Source organism: Actinomadura sp. 1N219 (assembly GCF_044326405.1).
In the GTDB taxonomy this organism is placed as follows: Bacteria; Actinomycetota; Actinomycetes; order Streptosporangiales; family Streptosporangiaceae; genus Spirillospora.
The window spans coordinates 387505-409236 of the sequence record NZ_JBIRAY010000003.1; the positions used below are offsets into that span (position 1 = coordinate 387505).

At 72.3% G+C, this 21732-nt stretch carries 22 protein-coding genes and 3 tRNA genes; 11 read left to right on the plus strand and 14 right to left on the minus strand.

Annotated elements, in window-relative coordinates:
- Positions 1-6: 6 nt before the first annotated feature.
- Complete coding sequence (locus ACH35V_RS13975) at positions 7-603, plus strand: TetR/AcrR family transcriptional regulator (protein WP_395972502.1); 597 nt, start codon at positions 7-9, stop codon at positions 601-603.
- On the opposite strand, the gene ACH35V_RS13980 is transcribed toward ACH35V_RS13975, so the two are convergent.
- Entirely contained in the window at positions 604-1161 is a 558-nt protein-coding gene (locus ACH35V_RS13980; RefSeq protein ID WP_395972503.1) for a DoxX family protein, read from the minus strand.
- 209 nt (positions 1162-1370) lie between these two features.
- On the opposite strand from ACH35V_RS13980, the gene ACH35V_RS13985 reads away from it, so the two are divergent.
- Both ACH35V_RS13985 and ACH35V_RS13990 read left to right on the plus strand, forming a co-directional pair.
- Positions 1371-2027, plus strand: a complete 657-nt coding sequence (locus tag ACH35V_RS13985) for a hypothetical protein (RefSeq protein WP_395972504.1) — start codon at positions 1371-1373, stop codon at positions 2025-2027.
- A 136-nt stretch (positions 2028-2163) separates the two neighbouring features.
- Positions 2164-3852, plus strand: a complete 1689-nt coding sequence (locus tag ACH35V_RS13990) for a cytochrome bc complex cytochrome b subunit (RefSeq protein WP_395972505.1) — start codon at positions 2164-2166, stop codon at positions 3850-3852.
- Positions 3853-3885: 33 nt separating this feature from the next.
- On the opposite strand, the gene ACH35V_RS13995 is transcribed toward ACH35V_RS13990, so the two are convergent.
- The 4 genes from ACH35V_RS13995 to ACH35V_RS14010 all read right to left on the minus strand — a co-directional run bounded on the left by ACH35V_RS13995 (position 3886) and on the right by ACH35V_RS14010 (position 7237).
- Complete coding sequence (locus ACH35V_RS13995) at positions 3886-4470, minus strand: TetR/AcrR family transcriptional regulator (RefSeq protein WP_395972507.1); 585 nt, start codon at positions 4468-4470, stop codon at positions 3886-3888.
- A 39-nt stretch (positions 4471-4509) separates the two neighbouring features.
- Entirely contained in the window at positions 4510-5214 is a 705-nt protein-coding gene (locus tag ACH35V_RS14000) for a Crp/Fnr family transcriptional regulator (RefSeq protein WP_395972508.1), read from the minus strand.
- A gap of 64 nt (positions 5215-5278) precedes the next feature.
- Positions 5279-6067, minus strand: a complete 789-nt coding sequence (locus ACH35V_RS14005; protein ID WP_395972510.1) for a DUF427 domain-containing protein — start codon at positions 6065-6067, stop codon at positions 5279-5281.
- Positions 6068-6262: 195 nt separating this feature from the next.
- Positions 6263-7237, minus strand: a complete 975-nt coding sequence (locus ACH35V_RS14010; RefSeq protein WP_395972511.1) for a helix-turn-helix domain-containing protein — start codon at positions 7235-7237, stop codon at positions 6263-6265.
- Positions 7238-7496: 259 nt separating this feature from the next.
- Between ACH35V_RS14010 and ACH35V_RS14015 the strand changes: the two genes are divergently transcribed.
- A complete protein-coding gene (locus ACH35V_RS14015) occupies positions 7497-8138 on the plus strand; it encodes a dioxygenase (protein ID WP_395972513.1) in 642 nt (213 codons plus the stop codon).
- Between the two features lie 244 nt (positions 8139-8382).
- Positions 8383-9552: a DUF2637 domain-containing protein gene (locus ACH35V_RS14020; protein ID WP_395972514.1), complete on the plus strand. Its 1170-nt coding sequence runs from the start codon at positions 8383-8385 to the stop codon at positions 9550-9552.
- A gap of 19 nt (positions 9553-9571) precedes the next feature.
- Here the strand turns inward: ACH35V_RS14020 and ACH35V_RS14025 are convergent, their stop codons facing one another.
- From ACH35V_RS14025 to ACH35V_RS14060, 8 genes are all read right to left on the minus strand, one after another.
- Positions 9572-10171, minus strand: coding sequence for a YbhB/YbcL family Raf kinase inhibitor-like protein (locus ACH35V_RS14025; protein ID WP_395972515.1), 600 nt, complete (start codon positions 10169-10171; stop codon positions 9572-9574).
- A gap of 183 nt (positions 10172-10354) precedes the next feature.
- Positions 10355-11497, minus strand: a complete 1143-nt coding sequence (locus tag ACH35V_RS14030) for a hypothetical protein (protein ID WP_395972516.1) — start codon at positions 11495-11497, stop codon at positions 10355-10357.
- Positions 11498-11533: 36 nt separating this feature from the next.
- The gene (locus tag ACH35V_RS14035; RefSeq protein WP_395972517.1) at positions 11534-13639 is read right to left on the minus strand and encodes a hypothetical protein; all 2106 of its coding nucleotides are present in this window, start codon (positions 13637-13639) and stop codon (positions 11534-11536) included.
- 10 nt (positions 13640-13649) lie between these two features.
- Entirely contained in the window at positions 13650-14282 is a 633-nt protein-coding gene (locus tag ACH35V_RS14040) for an SRPBCC family protein (RefSeq protein WP_395972518.1), read from the minus strand.
- Positions 14279-14635, minus strand: a complete 357-nt coding sequence (locus ACH35V_RS14045) for an ArsR/SmtB family transcription factor (RefSeq protein ID WP_395972519.1) — start codon at positions 14633-14635, stop codon at positions 14279-14281. The genes ACH35V_RS14040 and ACH35V_RS14045 overlap by 4 nt, the downstream gene beginning before the upstream one ends.
- Positions 14636-14677: 42 nt before the next feature.
- Positions 14678-15289, minus strand: a complete 612-nt coding sequence (locus tag ACH35V_RS14050) for an FMN reductase (RefSeq protein WP_395972520.1) — start codon at positions 15287-15289, stop codon at positions 14678-14680.
- Positions 15286-16365: an LLM class flavin-dependent oxidoreductase gene (locus tag ACH35V_RS14055; protein ID WP_395972521.1), complete on the minus strand. Its 1080-nt coding sequence runs from the start codon at positions 16363-16365 to the stop codon at positions 15286-15288. Before ACH35V_RS14055 ends, ACH35V_RS14050 begins: the two co-directional genes overlap by 4 nt.
- A 79-nt stretch (positions 16366-16444) precedes the next feature.
- A complete protein-coding gene (locus tag ACH35V_RS14060) occupies positions 16445-17026 on the minus strand; it encodes a YceI family protein (protein ID WP_395972523.1) in 582 nt (193 codons plus the stop codon).
- A gap of 109 nt (positions 17027-17135) precedes the next feature.
- Here ACH35V_RS14060 and ACH35V_RS14065 point away from each other — a divergent pair, with 109 nt between their 5' ends.
- From ACH35V_RS14065 to ACH35V_RS14085, 5 genes are all read left to right on the plus strand, one after another.
- On the plus strand, positions 17136-17948 hold the full coding sequence (locus ACH35V_RS14065) for a universal stress protein (protein ID WP_395972525.1): 813 nt from the start codon (positions 17136-17138) through the stop codon (positions 17946-17948).
- A gap of 156 nt (positions 17949-18104) precedes the next feature.
- The gene (locus ACH35V_RS14070; RefSeq protein WP_395972527.1) at positions 18105-19061 is read left to right on the plus strand and encodes a CHAP domain-containing protein; all 957 of its coding nucleotides are present in this window, start codon (positions 18105-18107) and stop codon (positions 19059-19061) included.
- A gap of 33 nt (positions 19062-19094) precedes the next feature.
- Positions 19095-19167, plus strand: a tRNA-Gly gene (locus ACH35V_RS14075).
- A gap of 29 nt (positions 19168-19196) precedes the next feature.
- A tRNA-Cys gene (locus tag ACH35V_RS14080) sits at positions 19197-19267 on the plus strand.
- 5 nt (positions 19268-19272) lie between these two features.
- Positions 19273-19347 (plus strand) — tRNA-Val (locus ACH35V_RS14085).
- Positions 19348-19397: 50 nt separating this feature from the next.
- On the opposite strand, the gene ACH35V_RS14090 is transcribed toward ACH35V_RS14085, so the two are convergent.
- The gene (locus ACH35V_RS14090; RefSeq protein ID WP_395972528.1) at positions 19398-19796 is read right to left on the minus strand and encodes a tyrosine-type recombinase/integrase; all 399 of its coding nucleotides are present in this window, start codon (positions 19794-19796) and stop codon (positions 19398-19400) included.
- Positions 19797-20258: 462 nt separating this feature from the next.
- On the opposite strand from ACH35V_RS14090, the gene ACH35V_RS14095 reads away from it, so the two are divergent.
- Positions 20259-21710, plus strand: a complete 1452-nt coding sequence (locus ACH35V_RS14095) for an amidohydrolase family protein (protein WP_395972529.1) — start codon at positions 20259-20261, stop codon at positions 21708-21710.
- Positions 21711-21732 lie beyond the last annotated feature (22 nt).

Genomic DNA, 21732 nt, shown 5'->3' on the forward strand with positions numbered 1-21732 from the left:
CGTCCCGTGCCCGGTCAGGCCGCCGAGCGAACGCTGATCATCGAAGCCGCGTACCGGTGCCTCGCCGACGCGCAGGGCGCGCCCGTGTCCATCACCGAGATCCTGACCGCGGCGGGCCTGTCGACCCGCGCGTTCTACCGGCAGTTCGAGTCCAAGGACGCGCTGCTGCTGGCGATGTTCCGGCGCGACGGCGGCCGGGTGATGGCCGAGCTCCGCGAGCTCGCCGCGGCCGCCGCGTCCCCGGCCGAGGCGCTGGGCGCGCTGATCGCGGGGATGCTCGGCATCACCGCCGACGAGCAGCGCCGCGCGCGCGTCGTGGCGCTCACGTCCGGCGACGCGACCCGCGCCCGGGGCTACGCCGGGGAGCGCGGGCGCGTCATCGCCGAACACGAGGCGATCATCGCCGGGATCCTCGCGGCCGGCCGGGCGGACGGCTCGTTCCCGTGGGCCGACCCCGGCCCCGACGCGCGGTTCGTCCGCGCGGCGCTCGGCCAGGCGTTCGAGGACCAGATGGCGGGGACGGCCGAGGCCACCGCCGCCGAGGCGGCGGCCCAGATCACGAGGTTCGCGCTGCGGGCCCTGGGCGCGCACCCGCCCGGCTGATCAGGCCGCGGACTCGTCCCGGGCCTCCTGGGCCTTCGCGGCCTTCGCTGCCGGACGCCAGAAGACGGCCAGCAGGAGCGCCGCGCCGATGCCGCCCGCGAGCGCGCTGATCGCGAAGCCCGTCCAGCCGGAGAGGTCGTCGGACACCCCGAGCGCCCGGTCGAGGGACACCGCGCCGCCGCCGAGCGCCCCGGCCGCGCACGCCACCATGATGATCATCACGACGTACTCGTAGCCCTGGCCGGGCCGGAAGATGAAGAAGCCGTTGCGCAGGTGCGCGGTGACGAACGCGACCGCCATCGTGCCGACCGCGCCCGCCGCGGCGAGCGGGGTGAGCAGCCCGAGCAGCAGCAGGACGCCCGCGCCGAGCTCGGTGCCGGTGGCCATCAGCGCGTGCAGGCGACCCGGCCGCAACCCCATCGACTCGAACCAGCCCGCGGTGCCCTCGATCTTGCCGCCGCCGAACGCGTGGTTCCAGCCGTGGGCGACGAGCGTGCCGCCGACGGACACCCGCAGGATGAGGGACGCGATGTCGGCGCCCGCCGCGTCCACTGCCATGAGCGGCCCCTTTCCGGCTCGGGGAGGTGACGTCCCCCCGTGCATTGACCCCCGACAACGTACAGGGCGGCCGAATACCGGACGAACCGTGGGGCAGATCACAGGAGTCACGCTCTGGATCGCGTCACATTTCGGGGTGCTCGGCGCATCTTCTGTTCGGGCGCCCCTCCGGAGGCGGCGCCCGGGGAGCGGAGAGCTTGGGAGGCGGCATGGGCACCGAGCCACGGCGGTTCGACCTGACGATGCTGTACGCCGCGTACGACGCCTTCCGCCGCCACACGGCCCGGCTGGAGGCCGCGGCGGGCGCGGACGGCCCGCTCGCCGATGCGGCGGTCAGGAACGGCTGGGCCCTGTTCAAGTTCCACTGGCACGTCCAGGACATCGCGGAGAAGCGCACCCTGTGGACGGTCATGTACGCCAAGGAACCGGACCCTGAGCCGAGCGGCGGCGGAAGGCGGCTGGGAGTCGTCCTGGACGCGATGGCACTGCGCGCGCTGCGCGTCGTCCCGATGATGGACGGAGTGGACGCGGCGCTGGAGCACCGAGACCGCGCGATGTTCGCCCGGTACGCGCGGGACCTCCACGCCGCCGTGGACACGCTCCTGGAGTTCAAGGAGTCGAACGTCCTCCCGCTGATCCCGGACACGCTCACCGCGTTCGAGTGGGGCACGTTCGACGTCGAGTTCCGCGGCGAGCTGGGCCTGCGCGGGCTCGGCGTGTTCCTGCCGTGGCTGCTGGACGGCGCGCCCGACCCCACCCGCCGCGCGGTGCTGCGGCTGCTGCCGCCGCCGATCCGGGTCGTCTACCGGGCGCGCTGGCGGCCCCGCTACCGGCGGCGGCACCGACCGGCCGTGCACGCCGGCTGAGCCCGCCGGCCGAGCCCACGCCGGCCCGGACAGGCGGTGTGACGCGGTCCACATCGCGGGATGTCACATTCTCCTGCCCTAGCCGGTCTTATGCGCAGAGGCGCATGTGTCCGACGGCGACGAGAGGACGTTGACGATGGCGGAGAATCCGGCGGCCGGCGGCCGGCCCGGCGCGCGGCCGGGCGGGCGGGCACCATCGAAGCTCGTGGACGGATCCGCGCGGGCCGTCGACGAGCGGTTCGGCACGAACGGCTTCGTCCGCAAGGCCATGCGCAAGGCGTTCCCGGACCAGTGGACCTTCCTGCTCGGCGAGATCGCGATGTACTCGTTCGTGGTCATCCTGCTGACCGGGGTGTACCTCACGCTGTTCTTCAAGCCGAGCATGCACGAGGTCATCTACAACGGCTCCTACACGAAGCTGCAGGGCGTGAAGATGAGCGAGGCGTACGCGTCCACGCTCGAGATCAGCTTCGACGTGCGGGGCGGGCTGCTCGTCCGGCAGATGCACCACTGGTCGACGCTGATCTTCATGGCGGCGATCCTCATCCACATGCTGCGGAACTTCTTCACCGGCGCGTTCCGCAAGCCGCGCGAGCTGAACTGGCTGATCGGCATCCTCATGTTCATCCTGGTGATGCTGAACGGGCTGTTCGGCTACTCGCTGCCGGACGACCTGCTGTCGGGCACCGGACTGCGGATCCTGGAGGGCGTGCTCGCGGCCATCCCGCTGGTCGGCACCTACGCGGTGATGTTCGTGTTCGGCGGCGAGTATCCGGGGACCGACATCATCCCGCGGCTGTACATCGTCCACGTGCTGCTGATCCCGGGCATCCTCGCCGCGCTGATCCCGCTGCACGCGATCGTGCTGACGTGGCGGCAGACGCACACGCAGTTCCCCGGCAAGGGGAGCTCGAACACGACCGTCCGCGGGTACCCGTTCTTCCCGGTGTTCATCGCCAAGACCACCGCGTTCTTCCTGTGGGTGATCGGCGTGACGGCCCTGCTGGCGGCGTTCTTCCAGATCAACCCGGTCTGGCTGTTCGGCCCGTACGACCCGGGCGCGATCAGCTCCGGGTCGCAGCCGGACTGGTACATGGGCTGGCTGGAGGGCGCGCTGCGGACCATGCCGGGCTGGGAGATCAACGCGTGGGGCCACACGGTCACGATGAGCGTGGTCGTCCCGGCGCTGGTGGTGCCGGGGCTGCTGTTCACCGGCCTCGCCGTCTACCCGTTCCTGGAACGCTGGGTGACGGGCGACCACGAGATCCACCATCTGCTCGACCGTCCGCGCGACGTCCCGGCGCGCACGGGCATCGGCGTCGCGGGCGTGGTGTTCTTCGGGATGCTCTGGCTGGCGGGCGGCAACGACGTCCTCGCCGAGCGGTTCCACATCTCGCTGTTCGCGACGACGTGGTTCTTCCGCTTCGCGATCATCCTCGGGCCGATCATCGGCTACATCGTCGCCTACCGGATCTGCGTCGGGCTGCAGCGCCGCGACCTCGGCGTCGCCGCGCACGGGCTGGAGACCGGCGTCATCCGCATGTCGCCGGACGGGAAGTTCAGCGAGGTCGAGCGGCCGATGACGGACGAGGCGATCGCCGCGATCACCGACCCGCGTCCGGCCGTGGCGGTCCCGCTGGACGTGCCGCCGCCGATCGAGGGCGTGGAGAGCCCGCGCGCCCGCAGCAGTGTGAAGCGGGTGCGCGCGGCGCTGAACCGCCGGTTCCGGGCCGATCTGGTGGCCGTCCCGGAGCGGCATCCGGACGAGGACGGCAACGGCCACGCGATCACCGAGGGAGAGTCGGAGTCCGTTTCGCGCCGGTGAGGCCGGTCAGGCAGGACAGGCCGGTCAGGCCGGTCAGCGCTCGAAGAGGACGCGGATGACGGGACGGGCCGCCGCCACGGGGTCGTCGCCGACGCCGGACAGCGCGCCGCTCAGCCAGAGGTGCGCGAAGCCGTGCACGATCGACCAGGCGGCGAGCCCGGCCGTCCGCTCGTCCTCGGGGCGGTCGCCCGCCGCGAGGCCGCGGACGCCCGCGGCGAGGACCCGGTCGGCGCGGTCGCGGGCGGCGGCGACGTCCGGGTCGTCGGCGCGGTAGAGCGCCGGCGTGAACATCACCTCGAAGTACGCCCGGTGCTCGACGGCGAAGCGGACGTAGGCGAGGCCCACGTCGTGCAGGTCGTCGCCGGCGGCTTCGAGCGCGTCCGCGAACCGGGTGTAGCCCTCGGCGGCGACGGCGGTGAGCAGGCCCGCCTTGTCGCCGAAGTGGTGGGCGGGCGCGGCGTGCGAGACTCCGGCGCGGCGGGCGAGCTGGCGGAGGCTCCACGCGGCCGCGCCCTGCTCGGCGATCGCCTCGACGGCGGCGTCCAGGACGGCCCTGCGCAGGTTCCCATGGTGGTAACCGGCGTGGTCGCTCGCGTGGTGGCTCGGCTGGTCCGTCATGCCGGAAAGTCTATCTTTCCAGTGGCAAGTTTCGTGCGCTCAGTCGGATTCCTTGGCGAACTCGCGCAGGCCCGGCAGGTCGACGACGGTGATCCTGCGCCAGCCGGTCCGGATGAGGCCCTCGCGGCGCAGGCCGTTGAGGGCGCGCGCGACCGTCTCCCTGGACGCGTCCATCCAGCTCCCCAGCTCCTCCTGCGACAGCGGCGGCCCGATCTCGATCGAGCCGTCCGGCGCGGGCGGGACGTGGTGCGCCGACAGCTCCGCCAGGTCGGTCAGCAGCGCCGCGAGCCGCTGCGCGCCGCCCCTGCTCATGTGGGCGGTCAGCCGCCGGTCGGAGTCGTCGAGCCGCTGGACGAAGGTGCCGGTGACGAGCATCCACACGTCCGGGTGGACGTCCAGGAAGCCGGTGAAGCGGGCCGCCGGGACCACCAGCGCGCGGACGGGCGACAGCGCCGTCACCGTCGCCGACCGGGTCCGGCCGCCGAGCACCGCGCTCTCGGCGAGCAGGTCGCCCGGCCCCCGGACGGCCAGCACCACGTCGTGGCCGTCCTCGGTCGCCGAGGTCACCTTCGCCCAGCCCCGCTCGATGACGATCACGTGGTCGGACTCGTCCCCCTGGTACACCAGGGGCGCCTTCACCGGGTACTGCCGGGGCCGCCCCGCGGCGCGCAGCGCGGACCGCTGCGCCGGATCGAGCGCGGCCCAGAACCCCGGGCGCGGGGCGGGCGCCGCGTACGGTGCCACCAGCCGCCTCCCTTGCCTGTGGCCTACCAGAAACAGTAAACCCGACGAGGGCGCCGCCCGCGCGTCACGTGCCGGGCGGCGGCCCGGTCTCGATCGTCAGCGCCTCGTGGTCGAAGGACAGATGGCCCCTGATCCTGCCCGCGTCCTCCAGCGGGTCCTCGTAGGACCAGGCGGCGTCGTCCGCGCCGTCCAGCGACCAGTACGTCGCCTCCCCCTTGTACGGGCAGTAGGTCCGCTTCGCGCTCTCCCGCAGCAGGTCGCGCCGGACGTCCGCGGCCGGGATGTAGAACCGGTTCGGCAGGCCCGTCTCCGACAGCAGCTTCGGCCGCTCGGTCTCGGCGACGACCTCGCCGTCCCGCAGGACCCGGACATGCCGGGACGTGTCGCGGACGTCCACGCGGTGGAACGGGTCGCGCAGATGGCCGCGGACCTTCTCGTCCTCGTCGTACCAGGCGTCCATCGGGTCCCAGTAGAACGCCATGAGCCCGTGCAGCCACGCCGCCTCCGGCTTCGGCTCCGGATACGCCCACACGGCGTTCTCCGCCGTCCGGCCGCCGGCGCGGATCGTCCAGTACGCGGCGTCGCCCTTGAACGGGCAGTGCGTCGTGTGCGCGGTCTTCTCCAGGAGGCCGGTGCGGACGTCGTCCTCCGGGACGTACAGCACGGGCAGCAGCGCCGTCTCGTGCAGGAGCTTGCCGCGCTCGGTGTCCAGGACGGTCTCCCCCGCGAACCGCGCGCGGACGCGGCGGGGGAAATCGTGCATGAACAACTTGTGCTTGGGGCCGTCGATCGTGAAGTTGACCTCGTCTCCGGGCGAGCCCGCGAGCGGCCCCGGCCGCATGGTCAGCGACATGCAGTCCCTCCCAACTTGCCGTGCGTTCCGACGGGAACCGGGCCCGCGCGTGCGGCGGCGGGCCCGTATCGCGGCCGCGGCGCCGTCGGCAGAATGTGACAGTCTTCGCGCCGGCCCGTATCCGCGCAGACCCCACGTTCCCCGGATCGCCCGAACGATGCAAACCGATCCGGGGCCGGCGGGTCACCGGTGGCGTCAGCCGTCCCGCAGGATGCCGGTGGTGGCGGCGCGGTACGCGGTCGGGGTCACGCCGTACGCGGCGCGGAAGGCGCGGCTGAACGCCGCCGCGTCGGGCAGGCCCCAGCGGTTGGCGATCGCGCCGATCCGCTGCGTCCCGAGGAACGGGTCGCTGAGCTCGCGCCGGCAGTGCTCCAGGCGGCGGGTGCGGACGTAGCGGGCGACGGTCGTCCCCGCGGGCTGGAACACCCGGTACAGCTGCCGGACGGAGATGTGGTGCGCCTCGGCGATCGTCGCCGGGCACAGCGCGGGGTCGTGCAGCCGTCCTTCGATCCATTCCTTGATCGCGCGCAGCATCTCGGCTCCCTCCGGTGACGGGGACGGCGGCGCGCCCAGCCATTCGCTGGCCGCGCCGGTGACCAGCTCGACGATCGCGCCGCCGAGGTGGTGGGCGTAGGGCTCGTCGGTCGCGGCGCCGTCCCCGACGCCGTCCTCGGCGAGCGCGCCGAGCAGCGAGGAGACCAGGCGCCCGTGGCGGGTGCGCTCGGCGAGCAGGGTGCCGCCGAAGGACGCCAGGCGCTCGGGCGGCAGCGGGACGGCCCGGTGCGGGATCACGACCGTGAAGATGTGGTGCTCGTCGAACGAGATCTCGACCGGGCGGGTGAGGTCGTAGAACACCACGTCGCCGACGCCGACGCGGGCGTGCCGGCCGTTCTGGCGCAGCACGCAGGAGCCGCGCAGGACGAGGCCGAGCTTGTAGCACTCCCTGGTGTCGCGGGCGATCTGGCGGGCGCTGCGGCGTACCGCGTGGGCGGGAGCGTACACGTCGCCGGCCTCCACCGGGCCGAGCGTGCGGCCGACCAGCCGGGCGGAGAACCCGCTGGTCAGACGCGGGTGAATATGAAAAGGACCGAAGGCTGACGTGATCAGGTGACGCCAGTACTCGGCCTGATCGCGGGCAGCATGATCCGAGGTGTCAGCGAGCGTTGACATGACGCTCCTCCGAGGTGGGCGGGCGGGGGGTCTCGGACGCCACCCGCCAGGTTTCTACGAGGTGTCGGGAAGGTCAATGAGCGAGTCGGCACGACGCTCGCGGCGGGCTTTGTCACTCGACGCCAAATGTCGGGCAGGGAAACCCAAGACCAACCCCTCGTGACCGGCCTATACATGTCGCGACGACTCCTGGGAGCCCCGCCAGCCGGACATCGGAAGATCCCGAAAAGTCCGGAAAGACCTCGAGAGGAAACCCCCCATGCCAGAGGACGAGAAGGAACAGCTGGAATCCGGCATCAGCCGGAAGAACTTCATCGTCGCCGCGGGCATCGGCGCGCTCGCCGTGCCCACGGCCGTGACGGCTGTGACCTCGGCGACCGCGGAGGCCGGCACGCAGCCCCGGCGGCTGCCGCTGACACCGAAGTGCACCGACGGCGACGACGAGCCCACTCCCGCGCAGACGGAGGGCCCGTACTTCACCCCCGGCTCGCCTGAGCGGTCGGACATCAGAGCCGGCAAGCAGGGGACCCTGCTCACCGTGACAGGGATCGTCTACTCCCAGGACTGCAAGCCGGTGAACCGCGCGCTGCTCGACTTCTGGCAGTGCGACGCCGCCGGCGTGTACGACAACCGCGGCTACGTCCTGCGCGGCCACCTGTTCTCGGGCGCCGACGGGCGGTACACCCTGACGACGATCGTGCCCGGCCTCTACCCGGGGCGTACCAAGCACATCCACGTCAAGGTCCAGGCGCCGAACGCGCGGATCCTGACGACGCAGATGTACTTCCCGAACGAGCCGCGGAACAACACCGACACGATCTTCGACCCACGCCTCCTGATGACGATGAGCCAGGGCCCGACCGGAATGACCGGCACCCTCGACTTCGTCATCCGCGTCTGACCGCGTACTGAGGCACGGTTCCGTCGCTCCCGCGGAATCCAGTCCCCGCCCGGGCACCGGCGCGCCCCGGCGGGGACTTCCGCATGCCCGGACGAGAACCGGACGAGAACCGGACGAGAATCCGGCCCGTCCGGCCCGGATGAAACCTGGAAGTGATCCAAAACCGCCGCGAAGCGCGAAAGAAATGGATAGTCTCCCACCGATCACTTTCCGTTGTGTAAGGAAAACTGGGAGCACACGCGGCATGAGCGCTGCCAACAAGGCACAGGTCATCACGCGGTGGGGGGCCATCGCCTTCATGGCGGCCGCGGTCCTGACCGCGACCGCGGGCGGCTTCGCCCAGTCCTACGCGGGCCTCTACCACTGGGCGATGGAGCACGGCCTGCGCGGCTGGAAGGCCGAGTCGTTCCCGCTGCTGGTCGACCTCTTCATCATCGTCGGCGAACTCGGCCTCTTCCTGCTGGCCATCGACGCGTTCGTGCTGCGCCGCCGGCACCTGATGAGCTGGCTCGACTTCTCCCTGCCGCTGACCATCGCCATCGCGGGCTGGACGGCGAGCCTCATCTTCAACGTCGGCCACGTCGGCCAGCAGTCGTTCTCCTACCAGGCGACGGCCGCCGTCCCGCCGATCGTGTCGATGCTCGGCCTGTTCGTCCTGCTGCGGACGCTGCACCGGTACGTGTCGCGCGAGGTCGAGGCGGAGAACGAGAAGCCCAAGCCGCCCGAGGCGCAGGCGCGCGCCATCGCCGGGCCCGTCACGCTGAACCAGATCACGCTGATGCCGATGCGGAACACCGGCCCGTTCCCGCGCATCCAGGTCCCCGGCCATTCCGGGCGAGCGATCGAGTCGGGCTCGTCGGCGTCCGCCACCGCGACCCGGCAGGCGGCGGACGGAACGTCCAAGGACGCGGAGTCCACGGACGAGCCCGCCCCGAGCCCGGCCGCCCAGCCCGCAGCCGCCCGGCCGCCCGCCGAAGCGCCCGCGGGCGCGCCTGCGCCCGCACCCGCGCCCGTTCCGGATCCCGAGCCCGAACTGGCCGTCGTCAGCGCCGCCGCGCGCGGGAGCGTCAACGGCCGCAGCGGCTACGGCGCCGCCGCCGAGGAGCCCGCCGCCCCGGCCGCCGCACCGCCGGTCGCCGACCCGGAGACCCTGCGGGCCCTCGTCATCGACGTCCTCGAACGGCGGCACGGCGACGTCGCCGCGACCCTCGCCGAGGTCAGGGCCCAGGGCCACGTCTGCGGCGAGGCCGACATCCAGCGGATCAGCGACAACCACTGGTTCCCGTACGCGGTGTACCGGCTGCTGGCCAAGCACCACGGCGACGGCGAGCTGGTCGCGCAGGAGCTGATGTCGCAGGGCATCCTCTACGACCAGGCCGCGCTGGACGAGCTCGTCCGCTCCTGGCGCGTCTGACGCCCGCCGCCGTCCGGGTCTACGACTCTCCGGAGATCACGGCCGAGCCCAGCGACGCCTGGGTGATGCTGTTGGCGGCGGTCTGGATCGTCGAGTTCTCGTTGAGCTCCGTCAGCTTCGCCCGGTTGAGGGCGTAGACCGTGAACGTGTAGGCGTTCACCGACGAGGGCGAGCACGGGCCCTGGTATCCGAACAGGCTCGCGCTTCCGCGGTAGTAGATCTGCCTCGACCCGGCGGGGACCGAAGGCTGGTAGACGTGCTCGACGTTCTGCGGCAGCTCCGCCACCGTCGCCGGGATGTCGTAGATGATCCAGTGCAGCAGGTTGCGGTTGTCGACGTCCCGCATGATGATCGCGTAACTCTGCGTCTCGGCCGGACCGCCCGTCCACGCCAGCGGCGGTGACTCGTTCTTCTTGCGGGGGTCGTTGTCGCCGCTGCTGGTGCACTCGTGGACGACCGGGATCCGCCCGCCATTGGTGAAGGCGGTGCTCGTGATGGCCAGCGCGGCACCGGCCGTCCCGGCGTCGGGCGACGCGGACGACGGCGATGTGGCGGCGACGGTGGTCCCGCCCGCGCAGACGACGAGCAGGGCGGACAACACGACTCGCTTGATGGTCACGGAGGGCTCCTAGAGGGTTGCGAAAGCTGACTCCCCCGCCCTTCACCCACGTGGTTCTGGCCGCAGCGTAGGAAACAGTGCCAACGTGCGCCATTGCACGCAGTGCCGGATGGGAACCTGCTTTTGTCCCTCCCTGCCAAACCCGAACCCGGCGCGGATTTCGGCAGGGCGGCCCGGCGTCCCTTAGTAGGCGTACGCGGTTCCGCACAGCGGGATGTCGGCGGCGGAATCCGAGAGGTCTCCGCCGATGGCCCTGCCGAACGGGTCGACGCCGCTCAGGCAGGCGTACCGGGGCGGGTCGTTCACGGCGACCAGGCCAATCGACTGCGCGACGCCCGGCTTGGGGGCGATCGTCTTGGTGACGCGCGGCGGCTCGCCTTCGGCGAAGGTGAAGAGGATGGTGGTCGCCGGGACGCCCTTCTGCATCATGCCGTAGCCGGTATGGCCGTCCAGGTCCATCACGGCGTTGGTGACGACGGTGGAGGCGTCGGGCCGCCGGAACAGGACGCGGCCCGCGCGCAGGTCGGCGCCCTGCGCCTCGGTGTCGAGCGCGTGCACGGCGGCGTTCCCGATGTCGCGTGCGGGCGGCTCCCCCGGCCTGCCGCTCCCGACGTCGATCCCGGGCGTGGCGTCCGGCCGGACGTCGCTGAGGACGTAGCCGAGCGTCCGGTCGTCCTCCGCCCAGACGATCTGGCTGACGAGCGTCCGGCCGGGCGTGCTCCACGTGCGGCGGCGCCCGGACTCGACGTCGAGGACGGTCACGGCGGCGCCCGACGGCGCGGCGGCCCTCTGGCCGTCCGCGCAGGGGGCCGTGGTGTAGGCGAGCTTGTCGCCGTCCGGGCTCATCGCCAGCCCGCCGACGCGGGCCGGGACGACGTCGTTCGTCAGCGGCGCGATCCCCTTCGCGCGGCCGCCGCCGGTGAGCGCGAGGCGGTAGAGCCGCGATTCGCACGGCTCGTCCCGGGTGGAGGCGACCACGAACGTCCCGCCGGGACCTCCGATGATCTCCCGCGCCTCGCCGGCGGACGGCGACGGCGGCCGGACCGAGTCCACCGGCCGGTACCGTCCGTCCCGCCGGAACGCCTCCACCCTGATCCACGGCGCGGGCGCGTCCTGCGGCGCGGCCCTCTGGACGCTTCCCACGCTGAGGACGAAGCGCGGCTCACGGCCGCCGAGCCACGCGCCGGCCGGGACGTCGTCGGTCAGCAGCTGCACCGCGCCGATGGAGGCCGCGACCGACGCGGCCAGGGCGATCGGCGCCGCCCATCGTCGGAGCCGCCAGGACGGGGGTTCGCGGTCCTGCGGCTCATCCCGTTCGTCAGCCATCGGGTGATCATGCCGTGCCGGCCGCCCGTCGTGGGGCTATTCAGCATGATTCGTGGCGGGATCGCGCGGATCGGTGAGGAGGCGGGACGCGAGGGCGCGCAGCTCGCGGTCCTCGGTGAACGCGCGCCAGCCGCCGCCCCAGTGGTGGCGCCGGTCGGAGTCGAGCAGCGTCTCCGCCGCACTCTGGACGCCCGGCGTCCCCGGCCCCAGCTCCGCGAGGTACCGCATCGCGGCCCACCGGACCGGCAGGTACCGGCCGCGGGCCAGCTCGTGGACCTCCCGCGACAGCACGTCCGCCGCCCTGCGGGTGTCGCCCGTGACCCGCTGGTAGGCGTGGGCGGCCATGACCCTCGTCCAGTCCGCGCGGACGTCGAGGAGCGCCCGCAGCCGTGCGGCGTGGACGGCCGCGAGCGGCCCGAGGTCGGCGACATGGTCGAGCGCGGCGGGGGCGCCGCCGTCCCCGGAGCCGGCGCGCTCGAAGTAGTCCTCCACCGCGGCGAGCAGCGGACCCGGGTCGCCGGTCACCTTCCAGAAGGCCCACGGCCGGACGACCTTCCCCTGCCCGGCGACCCAGTCGTTCTCCGGCTCGAACGGCGCGGCGAGGGCGGAGGCGGCGTCGGCGGCGGCCGGGCCGATGGCGGCGAGCGCCTTCGCGGCGTGGACGGCCGCGTCCGTCCGCAGGAGCGGGACGAGGTCCGGGACTGCGGGCGCCGCCGCCGGGCCCCACTCCTCCAGGACCCCGGCGAGGCCGCGGGCGAGGGCGGGCTCGCCGAGCCGCGCGCGGATCGCCGGGAGCAGGACGTCGGCGTGCCCGCCGAGCGGCGCCAGCACGTGACGCATCGGCGGGGAAACCGGGCTGAACGGAGCGGACGAGCCGGACGCCATGTCGAAGGCGGGCGGCTCGCCGCCGAGGCGCTCGACGAGGCGCGGCAGGCAGCGCGGATCCCGCCGCCGGGCCAGGCCCCATGCGGCGAGGTCGGCGACCCAGTCGTCGCCGTGGCGGAACAGGCGGGCGTCGTCGTCCAGGCGGGCGGCGAGCAGGTCCGGGCGGGCGCCGGGCGGGCCTGCGTCGTCCTCGTCTTCGTCGAGCGCCGCGAGCAGGTGGGTCGCGTAGGCGCGCACGGCCGGCGCCGCGTCGGCGGACGCCCTGGCCAGGTCGGGCAGGAGCCGCCGCGCGGGCGAGCGCCAGTCGCTGACGACATCGGCGACGATCATGACGGCCCCGATCCGCCGGTCGGCGTCCGGCGCGCCGAGGAACGCGGCGGCCAGGTCGGCGCGCGCGGCGGCGGCCGCCGCCGGAGCAGCGGGGTCGGTGTCCTCAGCACTGACTCCGGGGCTGGACGCCGCGAGCCGGAACGCGATCCAGCCGAGCAGCCGGGCCGCGACGCCGCCGTAGAACTCGGCCAGGTCGGCGCGCGTGTCCCCGACCCACGGGACGTCCCGCCACACCGCGACGTCGCCGCGGACGGCGTCGACGATCGCGCCGAGATCGGGACGCTGCGCGCCGACCGCCTCCGCCAGCGCGATCTGCGCAGCCAGTCCGACCTGCCCGACCTGCGTGCTGTCGGCGTCGCGCAAATCCCGGAGCCAGCCGAGGGCCTCCGGCAGGACGTCGGCGGTGCAGCCCTTCGCCAGCTCGCCGGTCGCGAGGACGATGCCGATCCGCACCGCGCCGTCGTCCTCGGACGGCCACCGTGCGCGCAGCGCGGGGACGATCACGTCGGCGTCACCGGTCGCGCCGGACAGCGCGCTCGTCAGCTCCCGCCGCACCGCGACGTCCAGATCATCGAGCAGCGCGAGGACGCGCGGGAGGGCGGCGGCCCACGCGTCCGGCCACCCGCCGTCGACGCCCCGCACCGTGTTCGCCTCGTGGACGAGGCGTCCGATCAGCTCCAGCACGCCGGGCCGCACCGCGATGGCCGGCGATCCGGCCATCGCGGTCAGGTAGGGCAGCGCGGCCGTGGCGGCGGAGCAGACGAACCCGCCCTGGTGGAAGATCTTGACGTCGAGATCGTCCAGGTCGCCGCCGGGATCGGGTCCTTCGGCGATGCCGCGCAGCAAGCCGGGGACGTCGCCCGCCGGGCCGTAGGCGTGCCGGAGCGCGGTCCAGTCGATGTCGTCCAGGCCACGGAGCAGCGTCACGAACCGGAGATCATTCCACGCTTCCGGTGTAGGCCGCGATCGTGTTGTCGGCGGCGCTCCGGGCGGCCGCCTCGTCGTCCCCCGATTCGACGTGGGCCATGAACCAGCCCTCGCCGCTCAGCCGCGTGAACTCCTTGCCCTCGTCCGACATGGCCCACTCGGGGCCCATGTCCGACCGGACGTCCGCGTCTGACTCCAGGTGCAGCGTGAGGCCGAGGAGCCCCTGCTCCCAGCCGATGCCGACCGCGCCGGGGCCGTACTGCTCCCAGTGGTCGTCGACGTGCGCGATGTGCTCCAGCTCCAGGCGGGCCCGGCCGCCGTCCTCGGGCGTCAGCCGCACGTCGATCCAGCTGACCTGGCCGCCGAACTCCCACGTCGCGAAGAAGTTCTTGGGCGGGTCGCAGCGCTCGATCGTCCCGCTGGCGTTGCCCTCCAGGTCGAACCGGCCGCCGAGCCGCAGCTCGCCGGAGCAGGGCAGGAACCAGCGGGAGATGCGGTCGGCGGTGGTCACCGCCTCCCACAGGTCCTCGACGTCGGTGTCGTAGGCCCGGCTGATCGTCACCGTCCGCGCGGTCCCGGCCTCCATCACCCGCTCGCCGACCCGGCGCCGCACGGCGTTGATCTCGCCCGTCACATCGATCATGATTCGCTCCCTGAGTCGCTCCGATCCAGGCGGCGGGCGCGCTTGCCGCGCGCGATCTCCGTCGCCAGGGCGTCCAGATGCGGCGTCCAGTACCGGCGGAACCGGTCGAGCCAGGCGTCGATCTCCCGCAGCGGACCGGAGTCGACGGCGTAGAGCCGCCGCGTCCCCTCCGCCCGCACCACCGCGAACCCGCCGTCCCGCAGCACCTTCAGATGCTGCGACACCGCGGGCTGCGAGATCCCGAACTCCTCCCGGATGACCGCCGACACCTCCCCGGACGACCGCTCGCCGTCCGCGAGCAGCTCCAGGATCCGGCGCCTGACCGGGTCACCCAGCACATCGAACGCGTGCACGGCCACAAGTTACAGCCTTCACTTATATAAGCCAAGCCTTAATCATGGTCGGCCGGACAGGAGGTCCTCGAACGGGACGGGATCATCGTAGGGATCGGCCTTCGCGGGCGCGGGACGGGCGCTCATCAGCGCGGCCAGCTCGCCGGCCGCGCGGGTGACGCGGTCGGCGAGGCGGTCGGCCCCGCCCCAGTCCTCGGACGCCGCGTACACGGCGGTCGGGACGACGGCGGCGCGCAGATAGGCGAACAGCGGCCGCATCGCGTAGTCGATGGCCAGGGAGTGCCGTTCGGTGCCGCCGGTCGCGCCGAGCAGCACCGGCGTGCCGTCCAGGGCGTCGCGCTCCAGGACGTCGAAGAACGTCTTGAACAGCCCGCTGTAGGACGTGCTGTAGACGGGCGTCACAGCGATGAGGCCGTCCGCGTTCGCGACCGTCTCGACGGCGGCCCGGAACGTCCCGGACGGGAAGCCGGTGAGGGTCGCGTCGACCATGGCGTGCGCGTAGTCGCGCAGCTCGATCGTCTCGACGGCGACGTCCCCGCCGCCCGCGGCGTCCCCGCCCAGGGCCGTGGACGTCGCCGCGGCCAGCCGGTCGGCCAGGAGCCGGGTGGACGACGGCTGCCCCAGCCCGGCGGAAATGACGGCGAGCGCGGTCATCGGGCCTCCTCCGTGATGCGGGAAGCGTGGGTCGGGGCGGTCGCGGGGACGTGAGCCGGACGCAGCGCCTCGAACTCCCTGCGCAGCACCGGGACGACCTCTTCCCCCAGCATGTCGATCTGCTCCAGGACGGTCTTCAGCGGCAGCCCCGCGTGGTCCATCAGGAACAGCTGCCGCTGGTAGTCGCCGAAGCTGTCGCGGAACGTCAGGGTCTTGTCGATGACCTGCTGCGGGCTGCCCACGGTCAGCGGCGTCTCGGCGGTGAACTCCTCCAGCGACGGGCCGTGCCCGTACACCGGGGCGTTGTCGAAGTAGGGCCTGAACTCGCGGACGGCGTCCTGGGAGTTCTTCCGCATGAACACCTGCCCGCCGAGCCCGACGATCGCCTGGTCGGCGGACCCGTGGCCGTAGTGCTCGTAGCGCCGCCGGTAGAGGCCGATCAGCCGTTGGAAGTGCTCCTTCGGCCAGAAGATGTGGTTGGCGAAGAAGCCGTCGCCGTAGTAGGCGGCCTGCTCGGCGATCTCCGGGCTGCGGATCGAGCCGTGCCAGACGAACGGCGGCACGCCGTCCAGCGGGCGCGGGGTCGCGGTGAAGGACTGCAGCGGCGTGCGGTGCTTGCCCTCCCAGTCGACGACGTCCTCGCGCCAGAGGCGGTGCAGCAGGTGGTAGTTCTCGATGGCGAGGTCGATGCCGTCGCGGATGTCCTTGCCGAACCACGGGTAGACGGGGGCGGTGTTGCCGCGTCCCATCATCAGGTCGACCCGGCCGTCCGCCAGATGCTGGAGCATGGCGAAGTCCTCGGCGATCTTCACCGGGTCGTTGGTGGTGATCAGCGTGGTCGCCGTGGACAGGATGAGGCGCTCGGTGCGGGCGGCGACGTAGCCGAGCATCGTCGTCGGGGAGGACGGCACGAACGGCGGGTTGTGGTGCTCGCCGGTCGCGAACACGTCCAGGCCTACCTCCTCGGCCTTGTCGGCGATCGCGACCATGGCCTTGATCCGCTCGGCCTCGGACGGGACGCGCCCGGTGGTCGGGTCGGGCGTGACGTCCCCGACGGTGAAGACCCCGAACTGCATGCCGGCCTCCCAATAGTAGAACGTTCAATCATTCTACCGGAACCACGCGACCCAGGCCCGTATTCCAGGCCCGTCCCGCCTAGACGCGGGCGTCCTCCGAGGCCAGGACGGCCTGGATCTCCAGCGCGATGGCGATCTCGTCGCCGAGCATGACCTTGTCGCCCTGGAAGGGGATGTTGAACTCGATGCCGAAGTCGCGGCGGCTGAGGGTCCCGGTCGCGGTGAAGCCGGCGCGGGTGCCGCCCCACGGGTCGGGCCCGGCGCCGTGGAACTCGGTCAGCAGCCGGACCGGACGCGTCACGTCCTTGATCGTCAGGTCGCCGTCCAGGTGGTAGCGGGGCGTGCGGGCCCGGCGGCCGATCGCCGCCCGCGTCACGCCGGTCGCGGCGAACGCCATGACCGGGTGCTTGGCCACCTCGAGGAAGTCGGACGAGCGGATGTGCTCGTCGCGCTCCGCGCTGCGGGTGTCGATCGAGGACATCCGGATCTCGGCGCGGGCGGTGGAGTCGAGCGGATCGTCCGCGATCACCACCTCGCCGCCGAAGTCGGGAAACGTGCCGCGGACGGTGGTCATCAGGTGCCGGATCGTGAAGGTGATCTCGGAGTGGACCGGGTCGATCGTCCAGCGGCCTGGTTCGAGGTCCGACGCCTCGGGCCCCATGTCACATCCCCCCAAAGATTGACAACCAGGAAAAACTACCTCAAATTGCCCCTGGTCTGACCGGCGCCCTGCGGGGAATGCTTGATCGCATGATCGGAGCTCGGGTCGCATGATCGGGGACCACGTCCTCGCCGGATACGTCAACGACGCCGGCGGCAGGGAGGCCCTCGACCTGGCGTGCGCGATGGTCGCGCTGACCGGCGGGCGGCTGAGCGTGGCGACCGTCCACCCGCCGGACCTGCCCGCCGCCGCCGGCGAGGCCCGCACGCTGCTGGACCAGGCCGCGGACCTGCTGGACGACCAGCCCGCCGACCTGCACGTCCAGGCGGGACGCAGCGTCGGCCGCGGCCTTACCGTGCTCGCCAGCCGGATCGGCGCGGACCTCATCGTCGTCGGCTCCCCCGAGGGCGGCGCCCGCGGCCGCATCGGCGTCGGCGCCGCCGCCGACCACCTGCTGCACTCGGCCACCGAGGCCGTCATGCTCGCCCCGTCCGGCCACAGCCCGCCGGACGAGCTCGCCCGCCTCACGGTCATGTACGTCCGGCGTCCCCAGTGCGACGACGCCGTCATCCGCGCCGCCCAGGCCGCCGAGAGCCTGGAGGTCCCGCTCCGCCTGGTCACCCTGGCCGTCGGCGACGTCGGGAACGGCGGGCCCGACCGGCTCCGCGACGACCTGGCCCTCGCCATCCGCCTCGCCGTCGGCTCCGCCGACCTGCCGCCCGAAGAGGTGTCCGCCGAGCTGGCCGAGGGCGACGACGTCGCCGACGCCCTGGACGACGTCGACTGGCAGGACGGCGAGCTCCTCATCTGCGCGTCCAGCGAGGACGCCGCCGCGCACCGCGTCTTCGTCGGCGAGGTGGCGCTCAAGGTCCTGCGTGCGGCGCCCTGCCCGGTCACCGTCCTCCCGCGTGGCTACTTCTGACTGGTCCCTTCTGGCCGGTTCCCCGGAACAGGTTGCCGCCCGTGCTTTACCTTCGCTACATTCCGTCGAGACCGGAACGTGACCTTGGAACGCGGCACGTTCCCTACCCCGGTCGGGCGGCACCCTGCCCGAACGAGCGCGTCGGCAGGGAGCGACATGGACCCCATCGGCAAGAAGCTGCTCGACATCGCCACGAAGGAGCTCGGCTACACCGAGAAGGGCGACGGCTACACCAAGTTCGGCGAGTGGTACCGCAAGAACGTCGACGGCGACCACGACGAGTACTTCTCCACCGCCCCCTGGTGCGACATGTTCCTCGCCTGGGCCGCCGACAAGGCCGGGGTCACTGAGCAGACCGGGCAGTTCGCCGCCACGTCCGACCACGCCAAATGGTTCAAGAAGAACGACGCCTGGGGCCGCGAGCCCGAACCGGGCGCCATCGTCTTCTACGACTGGAGCGGCTCCCGCGACCTCGACCAGATCGACCACGTCGGCATCGTCGAGAAGGTCGACGGGCGCACCCTGCACACCATCGAGGGCAACGCCGACGGCTACAAGCTCATGCGCAAGACCCGCGACATGGACCACGTCGTCGGCTTCGGCTACCCCGCCAAGATCAAGGTCGCGGCCAAGTACGCCCCCAAGCACGCCGCCCCCGCCCCCACCGTCGACAAGGTCGGCTCGCCCGCCACCTCGACCAACGCCCTCGAACGGGAGCACACCTCCCCGCAGCAGCTCCCCTCCCAGGAGGTCGTCCTCGGCGGCATCCTCGCCTTCATCCTCTGCGGCACCCTCGCCGTCACCGCCGGGCGCGCCGCCGCCGCGAAGGCCCCGAGCGCGGCGCCGATCCGCGTCCGCAAGCGCGGCAAGCACCACCGCCCGTCCGTCCCCGTCGCCCTGCCCGCCGACCTCACCCCGGCCGACCTCGACTCCGCCGACGCCGGCACCGCCGTCATGCCGGCCCTCTCCCTCGCCGCCGCGCACGAGGCCGAGGACCGCGAATTCTGGGGCCGCATCGCCCATCTCGAGGAGGACGGCGAGCTCGCGTTCTGGAACTCGCTGCACGCCGACCTCGCCGAGTCCCAGTACGCAACAACGCCGGGATTCCGCTAGAGTTGTGCCTGCGGGTCGCCCACCGGCCCGCTCGCGGACGTGGCTCAGCTGGTAGAGCATCACCTTGCCAAGGTGAGGGTCGCGGGTTCGAATCCCGTCGTCCGCTCTGAGAGGCCCCCGAACAGGCCTCGCTCTGGTGGAGTGGCCGAGAGGCGAGGCAACGGCCTGCAAAGCCGTCTACACGGGTTCAAATCCCGTCTCCACCTCGCAAGGGCGATTAGCTCAGTGGGAGAGCGCTACCTTGACACGGTAGAGGCCACTGGTTCAATCCCAGTATCGCCCACCACACTCCTGCGCAAGTCAGGGGCCTTGTTTGTGTCGTTGACGAGCGAGGCCTCAGGCCTTTTGGGCGATGATCTTACCCTCGACCGCTGGCACGGCTCGCAGGGCCAGCGGTGAGGTCTCCCAGCGCTTCTGCAGGGTCCGAAAGACCTGCTCTTTCATCACGGGCGTCACGTGCTCGTAGACGTCGGCCATCCCGGGCAGTTTGTGCCCGAGCCGGGCGGCGCGGGCGACATCGGGGATGCCGTCCTCGGCCAGCCAGGTCCGCTGGGTATGTCGTACCTCGTGGAAGGTGAAGCCCCGCAGCACCGGTGGCCGACGTCGGTCCGGGTCGGAGTTGTCGGGATCACCGTCCCATGCCGGCCGCCAGAACCGGCGGGCGAAGTGGCTGCGGCGCAGCTGCCCGCCCTTGTCCCCCACGATCACGTAGGGGTGCTCAGCCTGCTCCAGCAAGGGTTCGTACGCTCCGACCAGCGGGCCCCGCTGTAGGCGTCCAGCAGGGCCAGCACTAACCCGCGATAGCCGAAGCTTCCGTAGAGCCGCAGCGCCGCCCGCAGCACCTGGACCGGTGAGGCGACCTGATGCTCGACCCCGCCCGGTAGTGACGCGAATGCCCTGGCATGGGCTAGCCGGGATCTTCCGCGCCCGTACAGCCACATTCATGATCGTGGAGAACGAGGCGAACACCGGCGCCACCGTGGACTCGGCCAGCTTGTCGTGGAGTTCGTTGAGGCGCTCGCCCTGATCGCCGCCGGCACCCGGCCGACCGGGGAGTTTGTGATCACCGTCACACCGGGTGACCTAGCGCTATGACGGTCCGGATATAGCACCGTCCGTAACCGGCATTGGGAATCGACCGCTCCGGTGTGCTCAAGATATGGACACACAAGCGCCCACGTTTCCGGAGGTCAGCTCATGAGCGTCTCACGTATCGTGATCACCGGCGGCCATGTCATCACGATGGATCCGGCCCTCGGCGACCTGCCGGGCGGCGCCGTCCTGATCGAGGACGACCTGATCGCGGCGGTCGCGCGGGACGCGGCGGAGTTCCAGGGCGCCGACGCCGAGACCGTCGACGCGGCCGGCGGGATCGTGCTCCCCGGCATGATCGACAGCCACCGGCACACCTGGATGGCGCTGATGCGGGCCGTGTCCGCCGACGAATCGCTGCCGGAGTTCCTCGCCGGCACCTTCTACGGCACCGGCTCCTTCCTGGAGGCCGCGGACCTCGGCGCGGCGTCCACGGTCGGCGCGCTGGAGGCGCTCGACGCCGGCGTCACGACGATCATGGACTGCAACGACTGCGTCAACACCCCCGAGCACGCCGACGCGAACGTGGACGCGCTGCAGGCCGCCGGGATCCGCGCCGTCTACAACTACGGGATGCAGGCGTACGAGTTCCCGCGCGCGTTCGCCTCGCACGACGACCGGCTCAAGGACGCGTCCCGCCTGCGCCGCGAGCGGCTCTCCGCCGACGACGCGCTCGTCACGATGGGGATGCTGCTCACCGACTTCGGCATCCTCCCGTTCGGCGAGATCGCGGCGGAGATCCGGCTGGCCCGCGAGCTCGGCGTGCTGCGCGCCTCGCACACCGCGGCGGCGACGACGTCCATTCTGCTGAAGGGGCTGCGCGAGCTCGCCGACCACGGCCTGCTGATCCCCGGGCACGTGCACATCCACTGCCCCGCGCTGGACGAGCAGGAATGGCGGCTGATGGCCCGGCACGACCAGCGGGTCACCATCGCGCCCGAGACCGAGATGCAGATGGGCATGGGCTTCCCGCCCTTCCGCGCCGCGATGGACCACGGCCTGCGTCCCGGCGTGTCCACCGACATCGTGTGCGTCGGATCCGGCGACCTGTTCTCGCAGATGCGCCTCGGCCTCCAGATGCAGCGCATGCTCGACAACGCCAAGGTGCACGCCACCGGCACCATGCCCTGGACGATCGACCTCACCACCCGCCACGCGCTCGAATGGGCGACCGTCAACGGCGCGCACACCCTCGGGCTCCAGGACCGCGTCGGTTCGCTGACCCCCGGCAAGAAGGCCGACGTGATCATCGTCAGGCCCCGGATGGACCTGGTGCGCCCGAGCCACATGGCCGGCACGGTCGTCCTGCAGTCCACGGCAGCGGACGTCGACACGGTCATGGTGGACGGCGTCGTCCGCAAGCGCGGCGGCACGCTCGTCGGGCAGGACCTGGCGGCCGTCCGCGCGCGGGCGAACGCGGCGCTCGACCGGATCCACGAGGGCCACGCGCGGCTGCCGAAGCACGGCGCCGAGGAGATCGCCGGATGGTTCGGCGCCGCCGAGCGCATGGCCAGCCGCAACTTCAGCGACGCCTACGCCGACGGCCTCCCGGCCTGACCGCCGTCCGCCTCCCATCGAC

Bases quoted from the DNA above. Each gene is read 5' to 3' on its own strand.
- ACH35V_RS14030 (WP_395972516.1), bottom strand. From the start codon at position 11,497: ATGGCTGACGAACGGGATGAGCCGCAGGACCGCGAACCCCCGTCCTGG.
- ACH35V_RS14055 (WP_395972521.1), bottom strand. From the start codon at position 16,365: ATGCAGTTCGGGGTCTTCACCGTCGGGGACGTCACGCCCGACCCGACC.
- ACH35V_RS14050 (WP_395972520.1), bottom strand. From the start codon at position 15,289: ATGACCGCGCTCGCCGTCATTTCCGCCGGGCTGGGGCAGCCGTCGTCC.
- ACH35V_RS14070 (WP_395972527.1), top strand. From the start codon at position 18,105: ATGGACCCCATCGGCAAGAAGCTGCTCGACATCGCCACGAAGGAGCTC.
- ACH35V_RS13980 (WP_395972503.1), bottom strand. From the start codon at position 1,161: ATGGCAGTGGACGCGGCGGGCGCCGACATCGCGTCCCTCATCCTGCGG.
- ACH35V_RS14060 (WP_395972523.1), bottom strand. From the start codon at position 17,026: ATGGGGCCCGAGGCGTCGGACCTCGAACCAGGCCGCTGGACGATCGAC.
- ACH35V_RS13990 (WP_395972505.1), top strand. From the start codon at position 2,164: ATGGCGGAGAATCCGGCGGCCGGCGGCCGGCCCGGCGCGCGGCCGGGC.
- ACH35V_RS14095 (WP_395972529.1), top strand. From the start codon at position 20,259: ATGAGCGTCTCACGTATCGTGATCACCGGCGGCCATGTCATCACGATG.
- ACH35V_RS14020 (WP_395972514.1), top strand. From the start codon at position 8,383: ATGAGCGCTGCCAACAAGGCACAGGTCATCACGCGGTGGGGGGCCATC.
- ACH35V_RS14040 (WP_395972518.1), bottom strand. From the start codon at position 14,282: ATGATCGATGTGACGGGCGAGATCAACGCCGTGCGGCGCCGGGTCGGC.
- ACH35V_RS14005 (WP_395972510.1), bottom strand. From the start codon at position 6,067: ATGTCGCTGACCATGCGGCCGGGGCCGCTCGCGGGCTCGCCCGGAGAC.
- ACH35V_RS13995 (WP_395972507.1), bottom strand. From the start codon at position 4,470: ATGACGGACCAGCCGAGCCACCACGCGAGCGACCACGCCGGTTACCAC.
- ACH35V_RS14065 (WP_395972525.1), top strand. From the start codon at position 17,136: ATGATCGGGGACCACGTCCTCGCCGGATACGTCAACGACGCCGGCGGC.
- ACH35V_RS14010 (WP_395972511.1), bottom strand. From the start codon at position 7,237: ATGTCAACGCTCGCTGACACCTCGGATCATGCTGCCCGCGATCAGGCC.
- ACH35V_RS14015 (WP_395972513.1), top strand. From the start codon at position 7,497: ATGCCAGAGGACGAGAAGGAACAGCTGGAATCCGGCATCAGCCGGAAG.
- ACH35V_RS13985 (WP_395972504.1), top strand. From the start codon at position 1,371: ATGGGCACCGAGCCACGGCGGTTCGACCTGACGATGCTGTACGCCGCG.